Consider the following 15,904-nt stretch of genomic DNA (forward strand, 5'->3'; position numbering starts at 1 on the left):
GCAATTCGATGTGTTGAATTATACTTGTTGAACTTTGATCAAGTTGGTGTTACCGGATTGACCAATCGGTACGCCAGCGGACAATACGATGATGTCCCCTTTTTCGATATAACCAGTTTTGATTGCATTGCGTGTAGCAGACTCGAACATTTCATCGGTTGTTGTTACTTTGTCGCCCATAACCGGAATGACACCGGAGAGCAAGCAGATTTTAGCGAGTACTTCTTCATGCTGTGTAACCGCGATGATCGGTGCTTTCGGACGATATTTGGAGATCATACGCGCCGTAAATCCACTCTCTGTAGAAGTGATGATCGCTTTGGCATTCAGGACGAGGGAGGAGCTAACTGCTCCCTGACTGATAACTTCGGTAATATCAGCTACTTGTTGAGCGGATTTTTGGTTGAATTGTTCTTTGTAATCAATCATCGTTTCAGCACGGCGAGCAACAGCAGCCATCGTGCGCACGGATTGTACCGGATATTTACCTGCTGCCGATTCACCAGACAACATTACAACGTCTGCCCCTTGAAGAACAGCGTTAGCAACGTCACTAACTTCGGAACGAGTTGGACGCGGATTCACTTGCATGGATTCCAGCATGTGTGTTGCTACGATAACCGGTTTACCTGCACGGTTACATTTATCGATCATTTCTTTTTGCATCATAGGTACGTCTTCGATTGGTACTTCAACCCCGAGATCTCCACGCGCTACCATGATACCGTCAGATGCTTCAATGATATCGTCCAGGTTGGTCATACCTTCCTGGTTTTCGATTTTGGAGATAATTTGTACATGATCTACACCGCGTTCTTTTAGGATACTGCGAATTTCACGAATGTCGTCGCCTTTACGAACAAAGGAAGCAGCGATGATTTCGATACCGTTTTCGATCCCGAATCCGATGTGCATAACGTCACGTTCCGTTACACCTGGCAAAGTCGTTTTGATTCCTGGCAAGTTAACCCCTTTACGTGGTTTCAGAATGCCGCCGCTGATGATTTTACAGTGAATATCGGATCCTTCCACGGAGAGTACAGTCAGATCCACCAAACCATCATCGATGAGGATGCGATCGCCAGGTTTTACTACGAGGTTCAATTCCGGATAGTTTACCGAAATACGCTCAGCGTCACCAAGAATTTCTTCAGTAGTCAAGATAAGCTCTTTACCCGCTTGCAGATGGCAGGATGCTTCTCTCAGTTTGCCAATACGAACTTCCGGTCCCTTGATATCCATCATAATCGGAATATACGTATTCAATTCGGAAGCGGCTTTGCGGATATTGTTAATCCGTGCCACGTGATCTTCCAGCTCACCATGAGCCATGTTCAGACGGGCAACAGTCATCCCTTCCTGAATCATTACTTTTAACAATTCGATTGAGTCACAAGCAGGTCCCATAGTACAAATAATTTTTGTTTTCAACATGCTATTTTCCTCCTCATATGTTTGCTTATATGTGTATTGTAGCGTTTTCTGTCGAATCAGGGTATGAACTATAGTACAATGATTAGAATATAGTCCAATAATGAGGTGTGATATGGTCACTCCATTAGAAGTACGACACATTAATGGTGTCGGTTGGTACGAAGAAGCGGTGCAGTCACAGGCGACTTGGCGATTGAGCTTGGTTACTTATGGAAAATGTGTATATTGGGTGAACGGAGAGAAGCAGATCATGGAGAAAGGTGAACTGCTGCTAATTCCCGCTGGCATTCCGTATTACGGCAAAAGTATTCCTACCGTAACCCACACGCAAATTGTAGTTCAATTACAGGGGGATCATGCACAAGGTTTGCCCGCGCTGGAACGGAGTGAGGCCTTGCGACATAAGCCTGGATGTTATGAACTGATTCATGAACGCATGAAAGCCATCCAACAACAATGGCAGGAACGTCCGTCTTATTATGTCATGATGAGCCAAGCCTTATTGATGGAAGTACTTATTTATATAAATAGGGAACTGGATCGCGGAGTTATTCCACCGGAGAGACATGTTCATGCGGAGCGGATGAAGCGATACATTGAGCGGCATTACCGGGAGAAAGTTACGAAAGAAGAGCTCGGGGACGAGATCCGTAAAACCCCAAATTACGCAGCCGCGTTATTTAAAAGCATGACGAATCAGACGATCAGCCAATATGTTCATGATCAACGAATGAAAAGGGCGGTGTATTTGCTTACCGAGTCACAACTCTCTATTCAGGAAATTGCAGAATTTCTCGGTTACCGTGATCTGTCTTATTTTTACCGGATATTCAAGCGTTTAATGGGAAGTCCTCCATCTGATTTGCTCCATGAACGTCCACCTATTGTATGAAAGACAGGGTCTTCATGGTCTCGTCTTGAAAAGTTCTTACATTTAAACATCAAGCTGCATTCATGCAAAAAAAAGAGGGCCTCGGCCCTCTTTTTGGTCTCACGACAGTCGAATTACTCCTGCCTTTGCCATATAAATCATATACTAAGCGTTGCTGCTTGTATTTGTAGCCGTGATTGGCTGTTTTGTTTTTTTGCTTGCCAGACCTGCGCGAACCGCAAATACATGCACAGCCCAGTACGCTGCTTCCGCGAACAGAATGCCGCCTGCTACATCCAGCAGCGAATGCTGCTTCACAAACACCGTCGAAGCAATGATCAGCCACAGCCATATCGACCAGGAGATTCGTGCCAGTGGTTTGAAGTTCAAATGGCGATTGATGATAATGAAGAGCAGATAGCTTGTGAGACAGTGAATGCTTGGAAAACAGTTGAATGGAGCATCATTGGTATAAATAAATTGTACGAGCGCACTGCTTAGACCTGTTCCGATAGCTTCTGGTCGCGGCACGTAAGTAGGGAAGACCGCAAAAACGATATTGGCTGCGATTACCCCTACGTTATAGGTAATTATCATACGCCAGAATAGCGATTTGTTCGTTAGACCCAAATAGAGAAATCCAAGATACAGAATCGGCATCCAACTGACATAAGGATAAATAAATTCTTTGATAAAAGGAATCTGTGTATCAATCCAGGCATAATTGTAGAAGACATCACTTCCGGTGTTACTGCCCAACAAAACATAAATGGAACCTTGAAGCGGTATACATAAGATTGCCAGCAAATGTCCCCAGCGCAAAAATAATGCTTTCATAGTATCCCCCTGATTTTGTTCTTCATTTCGCAGCTTTCATCTTAACTCTTCATATATATGACGTTGCAGAAATGTCGTACCCCTGCACTGAATCATTCTATTATTACTATAATAGACATTTTAGCACTTGAGCCATACCTGATTGTAAGGTAAAAGCTGTAAGAGGAATTCTCTTTTTTGTTACTTTTATAGTTTTATCCAGAAAAGGATATCCGAATATCCAATAGATATGATACAACTAAATTGTCATATGAGTTCATGTGACAACCATTAAAAATGAAATGAGGCTGGTACAATTTATGAAAACCCCGCAATCCAAGCAAAATCAATCCTTTTCCGCGCGAAGGCCCGTGCTGACGGTAGTCATTATTGAACTGCTCCTTTTGCTGGTGGTTTTTGCGGCAGGGGCGGTCGCTACCGTGAAGCAACTGGACTACACATCACCCGTATTGATGTCGTTTACTCCAATTGCCCTCGTGCTCATTATTTATCTCACCCTGCGACGCAAATGGAGAGAGACTGGATTTCGCTCCATAAGAACTATCCCGGCAAGTCATGCAAAGTATTATATTCCACTACTCCTTGTACTGGGTACTCTTGCGCTGAAAGGATTTACTGAATTAACCTTGTCCAAGGTAGCTTTTTTTATCTTTTTCACCTTGCTTGTCGCTTTTGTGGAGGAAACCATTTATCGTGGACTAATTTTCAAAACTTTGCTTCGTAAGAGTGCGGTTGCGGCAGTTGCGACTTCAAGTGTTTTATTTTCTATCACTCATATCATGAATGCATTATCCGGTCAGAGTATGTCAGACACCCTTCTGCAACTGATCTATGCACTGCTGTTGGGAGCAGCGCTCGCGCTGTTAATGTTGAAGAACGGAAATATCGTGCCGCTGATTCTGTTTCATTTCATACATAATTTGATTCAATTTCTTGGGAACGACCGGCAAGATACCGGAACACTTCCCTACGATATCTTCATATTGGTTGTGTTGGTTGCTTATTGCGTATGGTTGACGTTTAGCGTTCGAACGAAGTCATCTTCTCCAGAGAGTAGTACACCGGGGAGTTCAATGGTTCATTAAATGGGCGTGTGATCAGTTGATGCATAACTCTGTTTACCGCCAGCCATAGGATCGTGGTATACTTCAGTCTGGCGGTATGACAGGCTTGTTCATAATCGGAGGCCCGTTCATCCGTACAATGCATAGATAAATAGGTGATATTGTGGAAAAGACAGCACAGGCAGTGGCGGAATGGATGGTGCAGGAGATTAAATTCACCGGTACACTTCATCAGGAAGCTGCAATTGAATATGTAAAGTCCAATTTTGGTGAAGAATTTGTATTTGTGAATGAGAATGGTAATACTTCGTTATCAAAAGAAGTGAAGAAAGCGTTCCGCAAGCTACATCGTGGGCAGATTGCATGGGATCGTGATGCTTTTATGTGGGCATGGACCTAGTGTGTTATCATGTAATGGATTGAGCTTTCATGGATGTGTTGGATATGCATGTCAAAATATTTTATAGAAAATGTATAAGTTGGTTCGGATCTGCATATCCTTTCATAAGACCGCAATGAGCGGCAGGGCAAGCTACAAACCCTGTTCCAGTGCGTGCGAATACATGTATTTCCAAAGCTGTTTGAAAAGAAAATACAAAGATTTGCTTTTTGGTGGAAACGGAGTTATAATAAAAACAAGTTGTAGAGAGTGGAAAACCTAATTCACATATTGTAAAGGGCGATCACTTATAGGTTATGACTGGTACCTTTTTCAATGTGTGAATTTTTATTTGCTTGCTGCAAAGAACAAAGGAACATGTTAATCTTTATTTGGAGGTGTAATTCACATGCAAAACGGAACAGTAAAATGGTTCAACGCTGATAAAGGCTTCGGTTTCATCGAAGTTGAAGGCGGAGAAGATGTATTCGTACACTTCAGCGCTATTACAGGCGAAGGCTTCAAAACGCTGGACGAAGGTCAACGCGTGCAATTTAAAATTGTACAAGGAAACCGTGGTCCTCAAGCAGAAGAAGTTGTAAAACTGTAATTAAAGCATAGCTGCCTTTAACATGTTATAATGGTAAAGGCAGCTTCTTTTTTTTGAGCAGTTATAATGAAAGTCGACCCAATAGTTGTCGAGACAGAAGTCCGGACGGGACAAAACTTCCGCTAAGTAGTGGCTTCTGTGAAATAACGTCGGATTAGATGTTTTTCCATAACAAAGGGGGTAGAAGTCATGTATAATCGCAAAAAACCGTTGGAAGAGATTCCACAAGCTGATGCGGCAATCTGGGAATGTACGAGTGATACGTGCAAAGGATGGATGCGGGACAATTTTGCGTTTGATAACGTACCTACTTGTCCGATATGTGCTTCTGAGATGGTCAGCACGACTAGGATGCTACCATTGCTTGAGAATTCGAATAGTAATCTTAAAACGATGCCTAAAGGAAATCGGATTTAACATAGCTTACCCGCCTCTAACGAGGTGTTTTTTTTTAAGTTGAACCTGACATCTTGTACAAAGGTAAGGGTATTAAATATGAAGTTCCCGGCATTCGTTTTGACGAATGCCTTTTTTTATATCTTTTTTTCCAATATGTCGGATAATGAAATGGAAATATATCCAATTTACAATGTATTTATTTGAATTCAGGGTTTGTAGAATAGATAGTAATCACATTTACACGCAATAAATAAAACGTTTTCGATAAAATTGTTAACGCTTACAGTTTGCCGATGACGTAATCGTATGTTCTCAGAGGAGGAAAAGCATTTTGAAGAAATGGTTAAGTCTTTCACTGGTTGCTGCTTTAAGTGCGACTCTTGTTGGTAACGCTTTCGCGGAAAGTGTGGAACCGAGCTCGACTCAATCTCCATCATTGGCTACAAAAGAGCAGACTTATGATTGGGGAAGGGCCAAAGTAGTGGGTGGCGGCTTCGTTCCGGGCATTATCTATAATAAGGCAGAGAAAGACCTCGTATACGCCCGCACGGATATTGGTGGTGCATATCGTTATGATGCTGAGAGTAAATCGTGGATTCAACTGCTTGATTTTGTTGGTTTTGATGAATGGAACATGTCGGGTGTGGAGAGCTTGGCTACAGATTCCGTTGATTCGGATCGCGTCTATATAGCAGCAGGTACATATACGAATGACTGGACAGATATGAACGGTGTGTTATTGCGTTCAACGGACAGAGGCGATACTTGGCAGCGGACAGAGCTTCCATTCAAACTTGGCGGTAACATGCCTGGGCGTTCAATGGGTGAGCGTTTATCTATCGATCCGAACAACAACCGGGTGTTGTATCTGGGTGCTCGCAGCGGAAATGGACTATGGAAAAGCACGGATTACGGAGTGACCTGGAGCAAGGTAGACAGTTTTACAGCAGTCGGGAATGTTAAGGATGACTATAACGATATTGCAGGCGTAGCCTGGATTACTTTTGATCCAAACACAGGTTCGCGTGGCCATACGACTCAGACGATATACGTTGGAGTGGCAGATTCTGAGAAGAGCATCTATCGCAGTACGGATGGTGGGCAGACTTGGGCACCTATAGAGGGCCAACCTACGCAAGGGTTTGTTCCCCATCACGGTGTGCTCGCATCCGATGGCTCCTTATATGTCACTTACAATGAGTTTGTTGGACCATACAGCGGTGGTAAAGGTGCCGTGTGGAAACTGGATACGAAAACAGGGAAATGGACCGATATCAGTCCAACTGGTAATACAGATAACCCGTATGGTGGGCTTGCAGTGGACAGCAAAGATCCGAATACACTAATGGTCGCAACGATGAACAAATGGTGGCCAGATGACTTCATTTACCGCAGCACCGACGGCGGGAAGACATGGAAATCATTCTGGACACTGGATTATGCCAAAGACCCAAGTCGGGAAAATCATTTTACTATCGATTATTCTCTATCTCCTTGGCTGGATTGGGGCGAGAAAAAGGAGTTGCCTGAAACTTCACCTAAATTGGGATGGATGATTGGCGACTTGGAGATTGATCCGTTTGATTCGAATAAAATCCTATATGGTACAGGCGCAACGTTGTACGGTTCGGATAACGTAACAGCCCTAGACCGAGATGAAACGGTGAAAATTTCCGTCAAAGCGGATGGTATTGAAGAGACGGCCATACTTGGTCTTATCAGCCCGCCATTGGGGGCGCCTCTTCTGAGTGCGATGGGTGACATTGGCGGATTCCGTCATGCTGACCTGGATAAGGCGCCGGAGATGATTACGAATCCGTATCTCGGAACCAGTACGGATATTGATTATGCAGAGTTGAACCCGAATCTGGTTGTACGTGTAGGTAACGCGGAAGGAAAGGCTGCTCGAATGGGAATTTCCACGAATAACGGCGTAACTTGGAAGCCTGCTTCGAATGCCTGGATCTCTTCCGATGAAGATAAGACAGAGGGTGGACATGCGGCCATTAGCGCTGACGGGAAATCGATTCTATGGAGTCCTGTCAGCAAAGCTGAAGGAGCTGCAAGACCGGTGAGTATTTCGACCGATCAGGGTGCGACCTGGAAAGCTTCGAAAGGTATTCCGGAAGGTGCACGTGTCTCGGCTGACCGTGTGAATGGATCTGTTTTCTACGGATTCTCGAATGGGGCCTTTTATGTGAGTCGTGATGGTGGCGTTACGTTTGAGAAAACGACCGCAACTGGACTGCCTGTTGCCTTAACGAGTAACTTCAAAGCTGTACCGGGTTCAGAGGGTGAGATCTGGCTGGCTGCGGCAAAAGATAACAAGAAACTCGATAGTCTGTATGGTCTGTTCCATTCCGTAGACTATGGTCAAACCTTCACCAAGCTGGCTAATGTGGAAGAAGCAGCCACGATAGGTCTGGGTAAAGCGGCGGAAGGGCAAGAGCATATGGCATTGTATTCCTACGCCAAAGTAGAAGGAACGTATGGGATTTTCCGTTCGGACGATAACGGTTCTTCCTGGATTAGAATTAATGATGATCAGCATCAGTATGGTTCAGCCAATGTAACGATTACAGGTGATTCGAGAGTGTACGGGCGTGTGTATGTGGGAACCAATGGTTATGGAATTGTAACAGGGAATCCAGCAGGCGCCGAGGGTGGAAATGTCGATCCTGAGCAAGAATCAGGTGCAGGGTCATCTACAACAGCTCTTCCATTCACTGATCTAGATGGACTGCCTCAAGATGTACAGAATAAGCTGGTTGCTTTGCGTAAAGACGGAATTATTGACGGCAAAGTGGGTGGTATTTTTGCTCCTTATGCAGGTGTATCACGTGCCGAGTTTGTGAAAATGCTGTCTGGTGTCCTTTCGACTGTATCCGAATTGCCGGAAGCAAAGGAATCGAAATATGCAGATGTAAAAGCGGGAAGTTGGTATGTGGGTTATGTAGCAGCGTTGGAAAAGATGGGTGTTCTTGTTCCTACAGCTCAAGACAAATTCAGACCATCTGCTCTGATTACCGAGAAAGAAACGAATGAACTGCTGGCAAGCACATTGAAAGTGCTGAAAGCGGATCTGGACACGAAGGACCAGGGGCTGGTTTCTTATCTGGCAGAAGATTATAGCGCGGATGAAGTGTTGGGTGTAAGCCGGGGTAAAGCATCCGTAGTGTTATATAACCTGCAACAGTGGCTGCAGGAGAAACTTTAAGTGTGATAAATGAAAAACGAAGAACCTTCTCGCATGAAGCGAGAAGGTTCTTTGTTTGTTTGGAGAGTTTAGATGAACAGGAATGGCAGCAGAAACAGTGTTGCTACCAGAGCCAGATCGATTCCTGCTCCAGCTCCATAGCCGTAACCACCGTAACCCCCACCATATCCTCCATAACCATATGGACCGTAGGCCGAAGATTTAACTTTCTTTGTTGCAACAGCGTTTTTCTTACTGTTTTTTACAAGTTGCTGTTTGGATTTGACTGAACACAGTCGTGGTCCTTCGAAGCATCCGTTCAAATAAACTTTGCCATCACGACATTGACTAAGCGTACCATACATATGCTTACCGTCGTTCATAACGAGACAAACGGAACGTCCAACGTGCGGAGAAACCGTTTCTTCACATACCGGATTAATTCTGTACATGCAAATCCCCCTCATTAGGTGCGGTTGCCGCTTGAATTCAACGGTTTGTATATCATAGTAAAAAAAAGAACGATTGGTATGGACGAGTACCCGGATATTAGATGGGGAGGAGCCGTTTTTATATCTGCTCCATACACTGGAGGGAGTAAAAGGGAGGGGAGCTCATGGATTATCATGATTTGCTGGCCCGGCTCGGAGAAGGGAGTGCCCATCCGGGAGGGTTTACAGCAACGATGCAACTGTTGGATACGCTGTCTCTGCCTGCGCATAGTAAGGTGCTTGAGGTGGGGTGTGGTACAGGGAGGACGGCTTGTTATCTGGCTCGAAACGGTTATCGGGTAACTGCGGTGGATCTTAATCGGCAGATGTTGGAGAAAGCGGTGCGACGCGCAAGACGGGAGCGCTTAGATATTCGTTTTATTCAGGCAGATGTGAAATCCTTGCCTTTTCCGGATCATTATTTTGATGTGGTATTTGTGGAGTCTGTCACTATCTTCACCCAATGGCGAAGTACCCTTACGGAATATAAGCGAGTGTTGAAGCCAGGGGGTCTCTTCATTGATCGGGAGATGGTGTTATCCGGAAGGAAGACAGAGGTGATGAGCCGAAGGCTGAAACAATTTTATGGAATAAGGACACTGGCAACCATGACTACATGGAAGAAACGTCTCAGACAGTGTGGATTTACTGAAGTCTTGGTCAAGGAACAGTCTCGTTCTATGGGAAAATGGGGCGTGGATCATGATCCTCATCGGGAGATGGATATGAGCTTGTTTGAGGATGAGCAAGTGCAGCGCATGGGTCGCACCAATGATCGTTTGCTTGCGAGATACGGAAAAAGACTGGGTTATGCGGTATTTGAAGCAAAGTCATCAATGGATAGCGATAATAAACAGAAAGAGTAGGATTACTTTTTGGCGTAGAGGCTAGTCCAATAACGAATGTGAAAAAAATAGGCTGATGCCAAATCTGGCATCTAAAAAAGCAACCCACTTTAAAGTGGATTGCTTTTTCTTTGTTTTGGGACTCTCAATCCAATCCAGTAAGTGATGAAAATAGTTCACGCCAGAGTTTGGTTAAAAGCATTACAGCATATCGTTGTCGATAATACGCCAGTGATGCTTCAGTAGAGCTTCCAGTTGCGGTTTATCTTTGGCTCGAAAAGCGACTACGATTTGGCGATGTTCTTCATTTACTTCATTAAGTACACTGGATAGCTTCGGCTTGTTGTCACTAACATACGATTGGCGAATAAAGCTGTTTTTTAACGTGTTTAACATCTCGATGACAGTGGCGTTACCGCAGCGCTGGATGTACAGGTTATGAAATTGATATTGACTCTTACTGTAAGCAGCCAGATCGAGCTGGGTAATATCTTCATCCATTCGTGCAACAAGGGCTTCCATCTCCAGGAACTCAGACGGTTTGAGGTGGTCTACTGCAAGTGTAGCAGCAAGTGCCTCAAGCGCACCGATGGCTTGCGAGAATTCGAGTTTTTTGCCAGCGTCAAAAGGAGCGACGATAAATCCCCTGCGTGGGATATATTGCAGGAGGTTGTCAGAAGTGAGTTGAAATAAGGCTTCCCGAGTAGGTGTGCGGCTGATGTCCAGCTTTTTGCAAATCTCCGCTTCATTAATCTTCTGATTGGGGAGCAGTGTCCCGTCTTGAATTTTCTGTGCGATATAATCGTAAACGTGATCTTTCAAGGACCGGTATTTGGGTGCCTCCATACCGAATCCCCCCTTCTGTATATAGTGATGATTGGATGTGTGAGGGTGTGAGCCCTGTAATGGTGCGCCGTTCGGGAGTTTCAAGTTTTTATCATCTTAACACCGAGGGGGGAGTTGGGCAAGCAATCTTAATGATCTAAAATGGTGTTAGTTCCATGTTAAATAAATTACGTAATATGGAATTGTAGCGTATAAATGTGTTAAATTCATTGCCATACAACAGATTGTTTGTTAGTATTACTTACATTAAAGCCCATATATTGTCTTGTGTATATTGTATACAAGTTATATGCCTTTATCATTCCAAAACAGAACAGGGGTATGTTGAGTGAAAAGAGTGCTTTTGCCAATGATGCTGTTGTTAATGGTGGTAATCATGTCGGCTTGTGGGCAGGAACAAACGACGGGGGCCGGATCGGAAGCTTCTCCATCCTCGGAGAGTGGTGGCGCAGAGAAGAAAGTAATCGTACTTGGCACCAGTGCAGACTACGCACCCTATGAATTTCACAAAAGCATTAATGGCAAAGACACTATTGTTGGTTTTGACATTGAGATTGCCAAGGCGATTGCTGCGGACATGGGAGCTGAGCTGAAGATTGAGGATATGGATTTTGATGGTTTGCTTATGGCGCTCAGCACGGACAAGGTTGATTTTGTGATATCAGGTTTAACCCCTACAGAAGAGCGAAAGAAGAACGTTGATTTTACGGATATCTACTACTATGCAGAACAGGCTGTACTCGTTAGAGCTGACGAAGGCGAATTGATGGCCTCACTGGATGATTTGTCGGGTAAGCAGGTGGGTGTGCAGAAAAGCTCCATTCAGGAAGGCATTGCTCAGGACATTCAAGGTGCCAAACTTACTTCTCTTGCCAAAATTCCCGAATTGATTCTTGAATTGCAGACCGGGCGGGTAGATGCGCTTATTCTGGAAAAGCCGGTTGCGCAGCAGTATGTAAAGAACCAGGAGGGACTGGTTGTTGCAAACGCGAAGATTGAACAGGCAGAGGATGAAGGAGGATCGGCTATCGCTGTGAAAAAAGGCAACAAGGAGCTCGTTGATCAGATCAACAGTACGCTGGGGAAGCTCAAAACGGGCGGAGATATCGATCGCTTCGTTGTTGAAGCGAATGAGATGTTAGGCGAATAAACCGGGCGAGTGAGGGATATGCCGTGAATTTAGATTTCTCCTTTCTACTGGAATATTGGCAGGACTATGTGCGTAGCGCGTGGGTAACATTGGAGCTTTCCTTCTTTGGGGTTTTGTTTGGCACATTACTGGGGGTTATGGTGGCACTGCTGCGTATATCACGAGTGTGGCCTATCAAATTCGTAGCATCGGCATATATCGAACTCATTCGCGGTACACCGATGTTGGTGCAAATTCTCATTATTCATTATGGTCTGACCGTAATCGGTGTGAACCTATCCGCATTTATGTCGGGGGTGGTCGCGCTGACCATGAACAGTTCGGCATACATGGCAGAGGTGTTCAGGGCAGGCATTCAGGCAATCGATAAAGGACAGACTGAAGCTTCGCGTTCTCTTGGGATGTCTCATGGCATGACGCTTCGCTACATTATACTGCCGCAGGCCTTTCGTAACATGCTTCCAGCTATCGGCAATGAATTCATTATTATCATTAAAGATTCCTCGCTTGTTTCCATGATCGGGATTGCTGAGATTATATATACAGCCAGAGCCGTTCAAGGGGTTACCTTCCAACCACTTGCCCCGCTCCTTGTTGCTGCTGCCCTCTATTTTGTAATTACATTTACGTTGGCCAACCTGCTCACCTGGCTGGAACGCAGACTTTCCATATCCCGATAACGTGCATACGGACTCTACGAATGAGTGGATTTAGGTGATAGCGGAAAAAGTGAGCAGGAGTCGTAAATGGTCGTGGCGAAGCATACATTGATATTGTATTTTGTATACAATATAATCAAAGAGGGGTGCTGGGAGTATATGTCAGATTCGAAAATGTTAATGGATTGGTCGGAACGTTATGCTGCACCTAATTATCATCCGCTCCCGATCGTTATTGAGCAGGCGGAGGGAGTATGGGTCGAAGATCCGGAAGGTCACCGTTATATGGATATGTTAAGTGCATATTCGGCATTAAATCATGGGCACAGACATCCAGCGATTATTCAGGCACTGAAGGATCAGGCAGATCGGGTAACATTAACATCACGGGCATTTCACAGCAGTGCGGCATCACATTTCTATCAGAAGCTCTCGCAATTTACGGGCAAACCCAAAATTCTGGCCATGAACACGGGAGCTGAAGCGGTTGAAACGGCCGTGAAAGCAGTGCGAAGATGGGCATATCGATGCAAGGGTGTACCGGAAAATCAAGCTGAAATCATCGTATGCTCCGGAAATTTTCATGGAAGAACACTGACGGTCACCTCTTTCTCATCTTCAGAAGAGTACAAAAAAGACTTTGGACCGTTTACACCCGGATTCAAAATCATTCCTTATGGTGACATTGAAGCGCTTAAGCTTGCGATTACACCAAACACGGCCGCTTTTCTCGTGGAACCCATACAGGGGGAAGCCGGTATTGTCATCCCACCTGAAGGATATCTTGCTGAAGCCTTTACACTGTGTAAACAGCATAGGGTGTTGACCGTGGCGGATGAGATTCAGACCGGATTCGGACGAACGGGACGGCGATTTGCCTCTGATTGGGAGGGGGTTGAGCCTGATATCTGGATTATGGGTAAGGCACTGGGCGGGGGAGTAATGCCTATCTCGGCTATTGCTGCTAATGCTGAAATACTGGATTTGTTTGAACCGGGTTCTCATGGCTCCACATTCGGGGGGAACCCACTCGCTTGTGCCGTGGCTGTCGCAGCACTGGAAGTTCTGGAAGATGAGAAGCTTGCAGAGCGCTCGGAGCGTCTGGGGAATTATTTTATGAAACAGCTTCAGGGAGTTCGCAGTTCAGCTGTGCGTGAGATTCGAGGTAGAGGATTGTTCATCGGTGTTGATCTGCATGTACCTGCCCGTCCTTATTGTGAGAAATTAATGTCTGTTGGACTGCTCTGTAAAGAAACTCATGAGACAACGATCCGTTTTGCACCGCCACTTACCATTACAGAGGTTGAGATCAATTGGGCGTTGGAGCGAATTACTCAGGTGTTGAGTGACTGATAAATATTTCATTCTTTGATTACTTCATATAAGCAGCGAAGGAGCTGACCTACATGGAAAACAATGATATTGAATCTGCAGGAACGCTGAATGCTTCTAATGAAACGAGCCAATTGCTTTTACGTCATCATGATGTTGCTATCATTAAAGTTCCTTTTGGATTAGGTGGGGCGCGAGGTGGTGCTGAGCTAGGTCCGGATGAACTCATTACTGCAGGATTGAAACGTGAAATTGCAAGCCTTGGGTTAAATGTATCAAAAGAGATCCGTGTAGATTGTCCCTCAGAGTCTGTTGCTCCAATTGAACGAAACCGTGTGAAATATTTATCCGAGGTTAGACAGGTGAGTGAGCGAGTGTGCAATGAAGTGTCTGGGGCGATAGCGGGAGGTTCTTTTCCGCTTGTTCTGGGTGGGGATCACAGTGTAGCTATAGGTTCTCTTGCTGGGGTGTCTGCGCATTATTCCAATCTAGGTGTGATCTGGTTTGATGCCCATGCGGATTTGAACACAGAAGAGCGTAGTCTGTCTGGAAATATGCATGGGATGAGTGTTGCTGCCGCTTTGGGGCATTCTGCATTTAACTTCTCTCATATTCCGGGTGCAGGGTCGTTCGTTAATCCTTCCAATCTGGTCTACATTGGCTTACGTGATCTGGATGTGTATGAAAAGGAACAGATCCGAGCCCTGGGCATTAAGAGCTTTACAATGCATGATATTGATCGGATAGGTATACAACAGGTTGTTGAACAGGCGCTGGCTGTAGTCGGGGAAGGAACAGATGGTATTCATATTAGCTTTGATATGGATTGTCTTGATCCGCGTGAGGCTCCGGGTGTGGGTACGCCGGTACCAGGGGGATTGAATTACCGTGAAGCTCATTTCGCACTGGAGCTGCTCGCTTCTCCCAACCGAGTCACGTCCATGGATCTGGTGGAAGTTAATCCGCTATTTGATCAGAATAGGCATACGGCCCGCCTTGGAGTAGAACTGATTGCTTCATTGCTGGGTAAACGGATCTTATAACGGTTGTATAGATATTTCTTGTTCGGATGAATTCATGCTTATATAGAAGGTAAGGTCTAATCATATAATGTAAGGTTATATAAGAGCCAGGGTCAGACTCATCCATACGATCTTCAACGGAGTGAAGATAGGTATGAGTACTTCCCTGGCTAATGGTTGTTGGGTGCACTTCTTTACTTCTGAACGGATGGAGGGTGAAGTTAGCTTTATAGAGTAATAATGTTTGGTTGAGCGTGGCTTTCTTTTTACTTAAGGAGCATTGGGTACATATACGAGGGCTCTACTATAGAAGAAGGAGATTGTAGATTATCTGATGGAGAATGTGGTTCTAAAGTTTTTTGAAAATAAAGCTTGCGTTCATAATCTGTACATGGTATATTCTAATTCCGGCCAAGAAAACACGAGAAACACGGTGCCGCAAGCGAATGAAATAAGCTTCGAAAGAAACTTAAAAAAAGAGCTTGCAAAGTTGGTTCGGATGTGATAAGATATAAAAGTTGCTGAGGTGAACAACACAAGGCAATGAAACAAGTTTGATCTTTGAAAACTGAACAACGAGTGAGTAACGATCTTGCTTGCAAGATCGACGCTGAGAAATCGGTACACGTCTTCGGACTGTATGATTTCAAAGCAAAATAAATGAGATTTTTAATCTCGTCAGTTTCAAAATGAGCTTATCGCTCTTTTCAATACTTTATTGGAGAGTTTGATCCTGGCTCAGGACGAACGCTGGCGGCATGCCTAATAC

At 44.8% G+C, this 15,904-nt stretch carries 15 protein-coding genes; 11 read left to right on the forward strand and 4 right to left on the reverse strand.

Features of this window, described 5'->3' with window-relative positions; genetic code table 11:
- Positions 1-18: 18 nt before the first annotated feature.
- Positions 19-1,434 (reverse strand): pyruvate kinase, encoded by a 1,416-nt coding sequence (pyk, locus tag BLV50_RS32240; protein ID WP_090812061.1) that lies wholly within the window; start codon positions 1,432-1,434, stop codon positions 19-21.
- Positions 1,435-1,546: 112 nt separating this feature from the next.
- Here pyk and BLV50_RS32245 point away from each other — a divergent pair, with 112 nt between their 5' ends.
- Positions 1,547-2,326 (forward strand): AraC family transcriptional regulator, encoded by a 780-nt coding sequence (locus BLV50_RS32245; RefSeq protein WP_063568140.1) that lies wholly within the window; start codon positions 1,547-1,549, stop codon positions 2,324-2,326.
- A gap of 144 nt (positions 2,327-2,470) precedes the next feature.
- Here the strand turns inward: BLV50_RS32245 and BLV50_RS32250 are convergent, their stop codons facing one another.
- Positions 2,471-3,142, reverse strand: a complete 672-nt coding sequence (locus BLV50_RS32250) for a phosphatase PAP2 family protein (protein WP_063568139.1) — start codon at positions 3,140-3,142, stop codon at positions 2,471-2,473.
- A gap of 299 nt (positions 3,143-3,441) precedes the next feature.
- Here BLV50_RS32250 and BLV50_RS32255 point away from each other — a divergent pair, with 299 nt between their 5' ends.
- The 5 genes from BLV50_RS32255 to BLV50_RS32275 all read left to right on the forward strand — a co-directional run bounded on the left by BLV50_RS32255 (position 3,442) and on the right by BLV50_RS32275 (position 8,811).
- Positions 3,442-4,227 (forward strand): CPBP family intramembrane glutamic endopeptidase, encoded by a 786-nt coding sequence (locus BLV50_RS32255; protein ID WP_090812063.1) that lies wholly within the window; start codon positions 3,442-3,444, stop codon positions 4,225-4,227.
- A gap of 142 nt (positions 4,228-4,369) precedes the next feature.
- The gene (locus BLV50_RS32260; RefSeq protein ID WP_063568137.1) at positions 4,370-4,606 is read left to right on the forward strand and encodes a DUF6953 family protein; all 237 of its coding nucleotides are present in this window, start codon (positions 4,370-4,372) and stop codon (positions 4,604-4,606) included.
- Between the two features lie 388 nt (positions 4,607-4,994).
- Positions 4,995-5,195: a cold-shock protein gene (locus tag BLV50_RS32265; protein WP_024633772.1), complete on the forward strand. Its 201-nt coding sequence runs from the start codon at positions 4,995-4,997 to the stop codon at positions 5,193-5,195.
- Positions 5,196-5,384: 189 nt separating this feature from the next.
- Entirely contained in the window at positions 5,385-5,612 is a 228-nt protein-coding gene (locus BLV50_RS32270; RefSeq protein WP_017691121.1) for a cold-shock protein, read from the forward strand.
- Positions 5,613-5,925: 313 nt separating this feature from the next.
- Complete coding sequence (locus tag BLV50_RS32275) at positions 5,926-8,811, forward strand: S-layer homology domain-containing protein (RefSeq protein ID WP_090812065.1); 2,886 nt, start codon at positions 5,926-5,928, stop codon at positions 8,809-8,811.
- A gap of 68 nt (positions 8,812-8,879) precedes the next feature.
- Here BLV50_RS32275 and BLV50_RS32280 read toward each other — a convergent pair whose 3' ends face one another.
- Complete coding sequence (locus BLV50_RS32280; RefSeq protein ID WP_090812067.1) at positions 8,880-9,242, reverse strand: hypothetical protein; 363 nt, start codon at positions 9,240-9,242, stop codon at positions 8,880-8,882.
- 164 nt (positions 9,243-9,406) lie between these two features.
- Here BLV50_RS32280 and BLV50_RS32285 point away from each other — a divergent pair, with 164 nt between their 5' ends.
- A complete protein-coding gene (locus BLV50_RS32285; RefSeq protein ID WP_063568135.1) occupies positions 9,407-10,147 on the forward strand; it encodes a class I SAM-dependent methyltransferase in 741 nt (246 codons plus the stop codon).
- 180 nt (positions 10,148-10,327) lie between these two features.
- Here the strand turns inward: BLV50_RS32285 and BLV50_RS32290 are convergent, their stop codons facing one another.
- Positions 10,328-10,972, reverse strand: coding sequence for a GntR family transcriptional regulator (locus tag BLV50_RS32290; protein ID WP_090812069.1), 645 nt, complete (start codon positions 10,970-10,972; stop codon positions 10,328-10,330).
- Between the two features lie 328 nt (positions 10,973-11,300).
- Here BLV50_RS32290 and BLV50_RS32295 point away from each other — a divergent pair, with 328 nt between their 5' ends.
- The 4 genes from BLV50_RS32295 (at position 11,301) to rocF (ending at position 15,156) form a co-directional block, all read left to right on the forward strand.
- A complete protein-coding gene (locus BLV50_RS32295) occupies positions 11,301-12,122 on the forward strand; it encodes a transporter substrate-binding domain-containing protein (RefSeq protein ID WP_090812071.1) in 822 nt (273 codons plus the stop codon).
- A gap of 23 nt (positions 12,123-12,145) precedes the next feature.
- Positions 12,146-12,802, forward strand: coding sequence for an amino acid ABC transporter permease (locus tag BLV50_RS32300; RefSeq protein ID WP_090812073.1), 657 nt, complete (start codon positions 12,146-12,148; stop codon positions 12,800-12,802).
- 138 nt (positions 12,803-12,940) lie between these two features.
- Entirely contained in the window at positions 12,941-14,134 is a 1,194-nt protein-coding gene (locus BLV50_RS32305) for an ornithine--oxo-acid transaminase (RefSeq protein WP_090812078.1), read from the forward strand.
- A 53-nt stretch (positions 14,135-14,187) separates the two neighbouring features.
- Positions 14,188-15,156: an arginase gene (gene rocF, locus BLV50_RS32310; RefSeq protein WP_090812075.1), complete on the forward strand. Its 969-nt coding sequence runs from the start codon at positions 14,188-14,190 to the stop codon at positions 15,154-15,156.
- The last annotated feature ends 748 nt before the right edge of the window (positions 15,157-15,904 follow it).

Source organism: Paenibacillus sp. 276b, assembly GCF_900107875.1.
GTDB classification, from domain to species: Bacteria; Bacillota; Bacilli; order Paenibacillales; family Paenibacillaceae; genus Paenibacillus; species Paenibacillus marchantiae.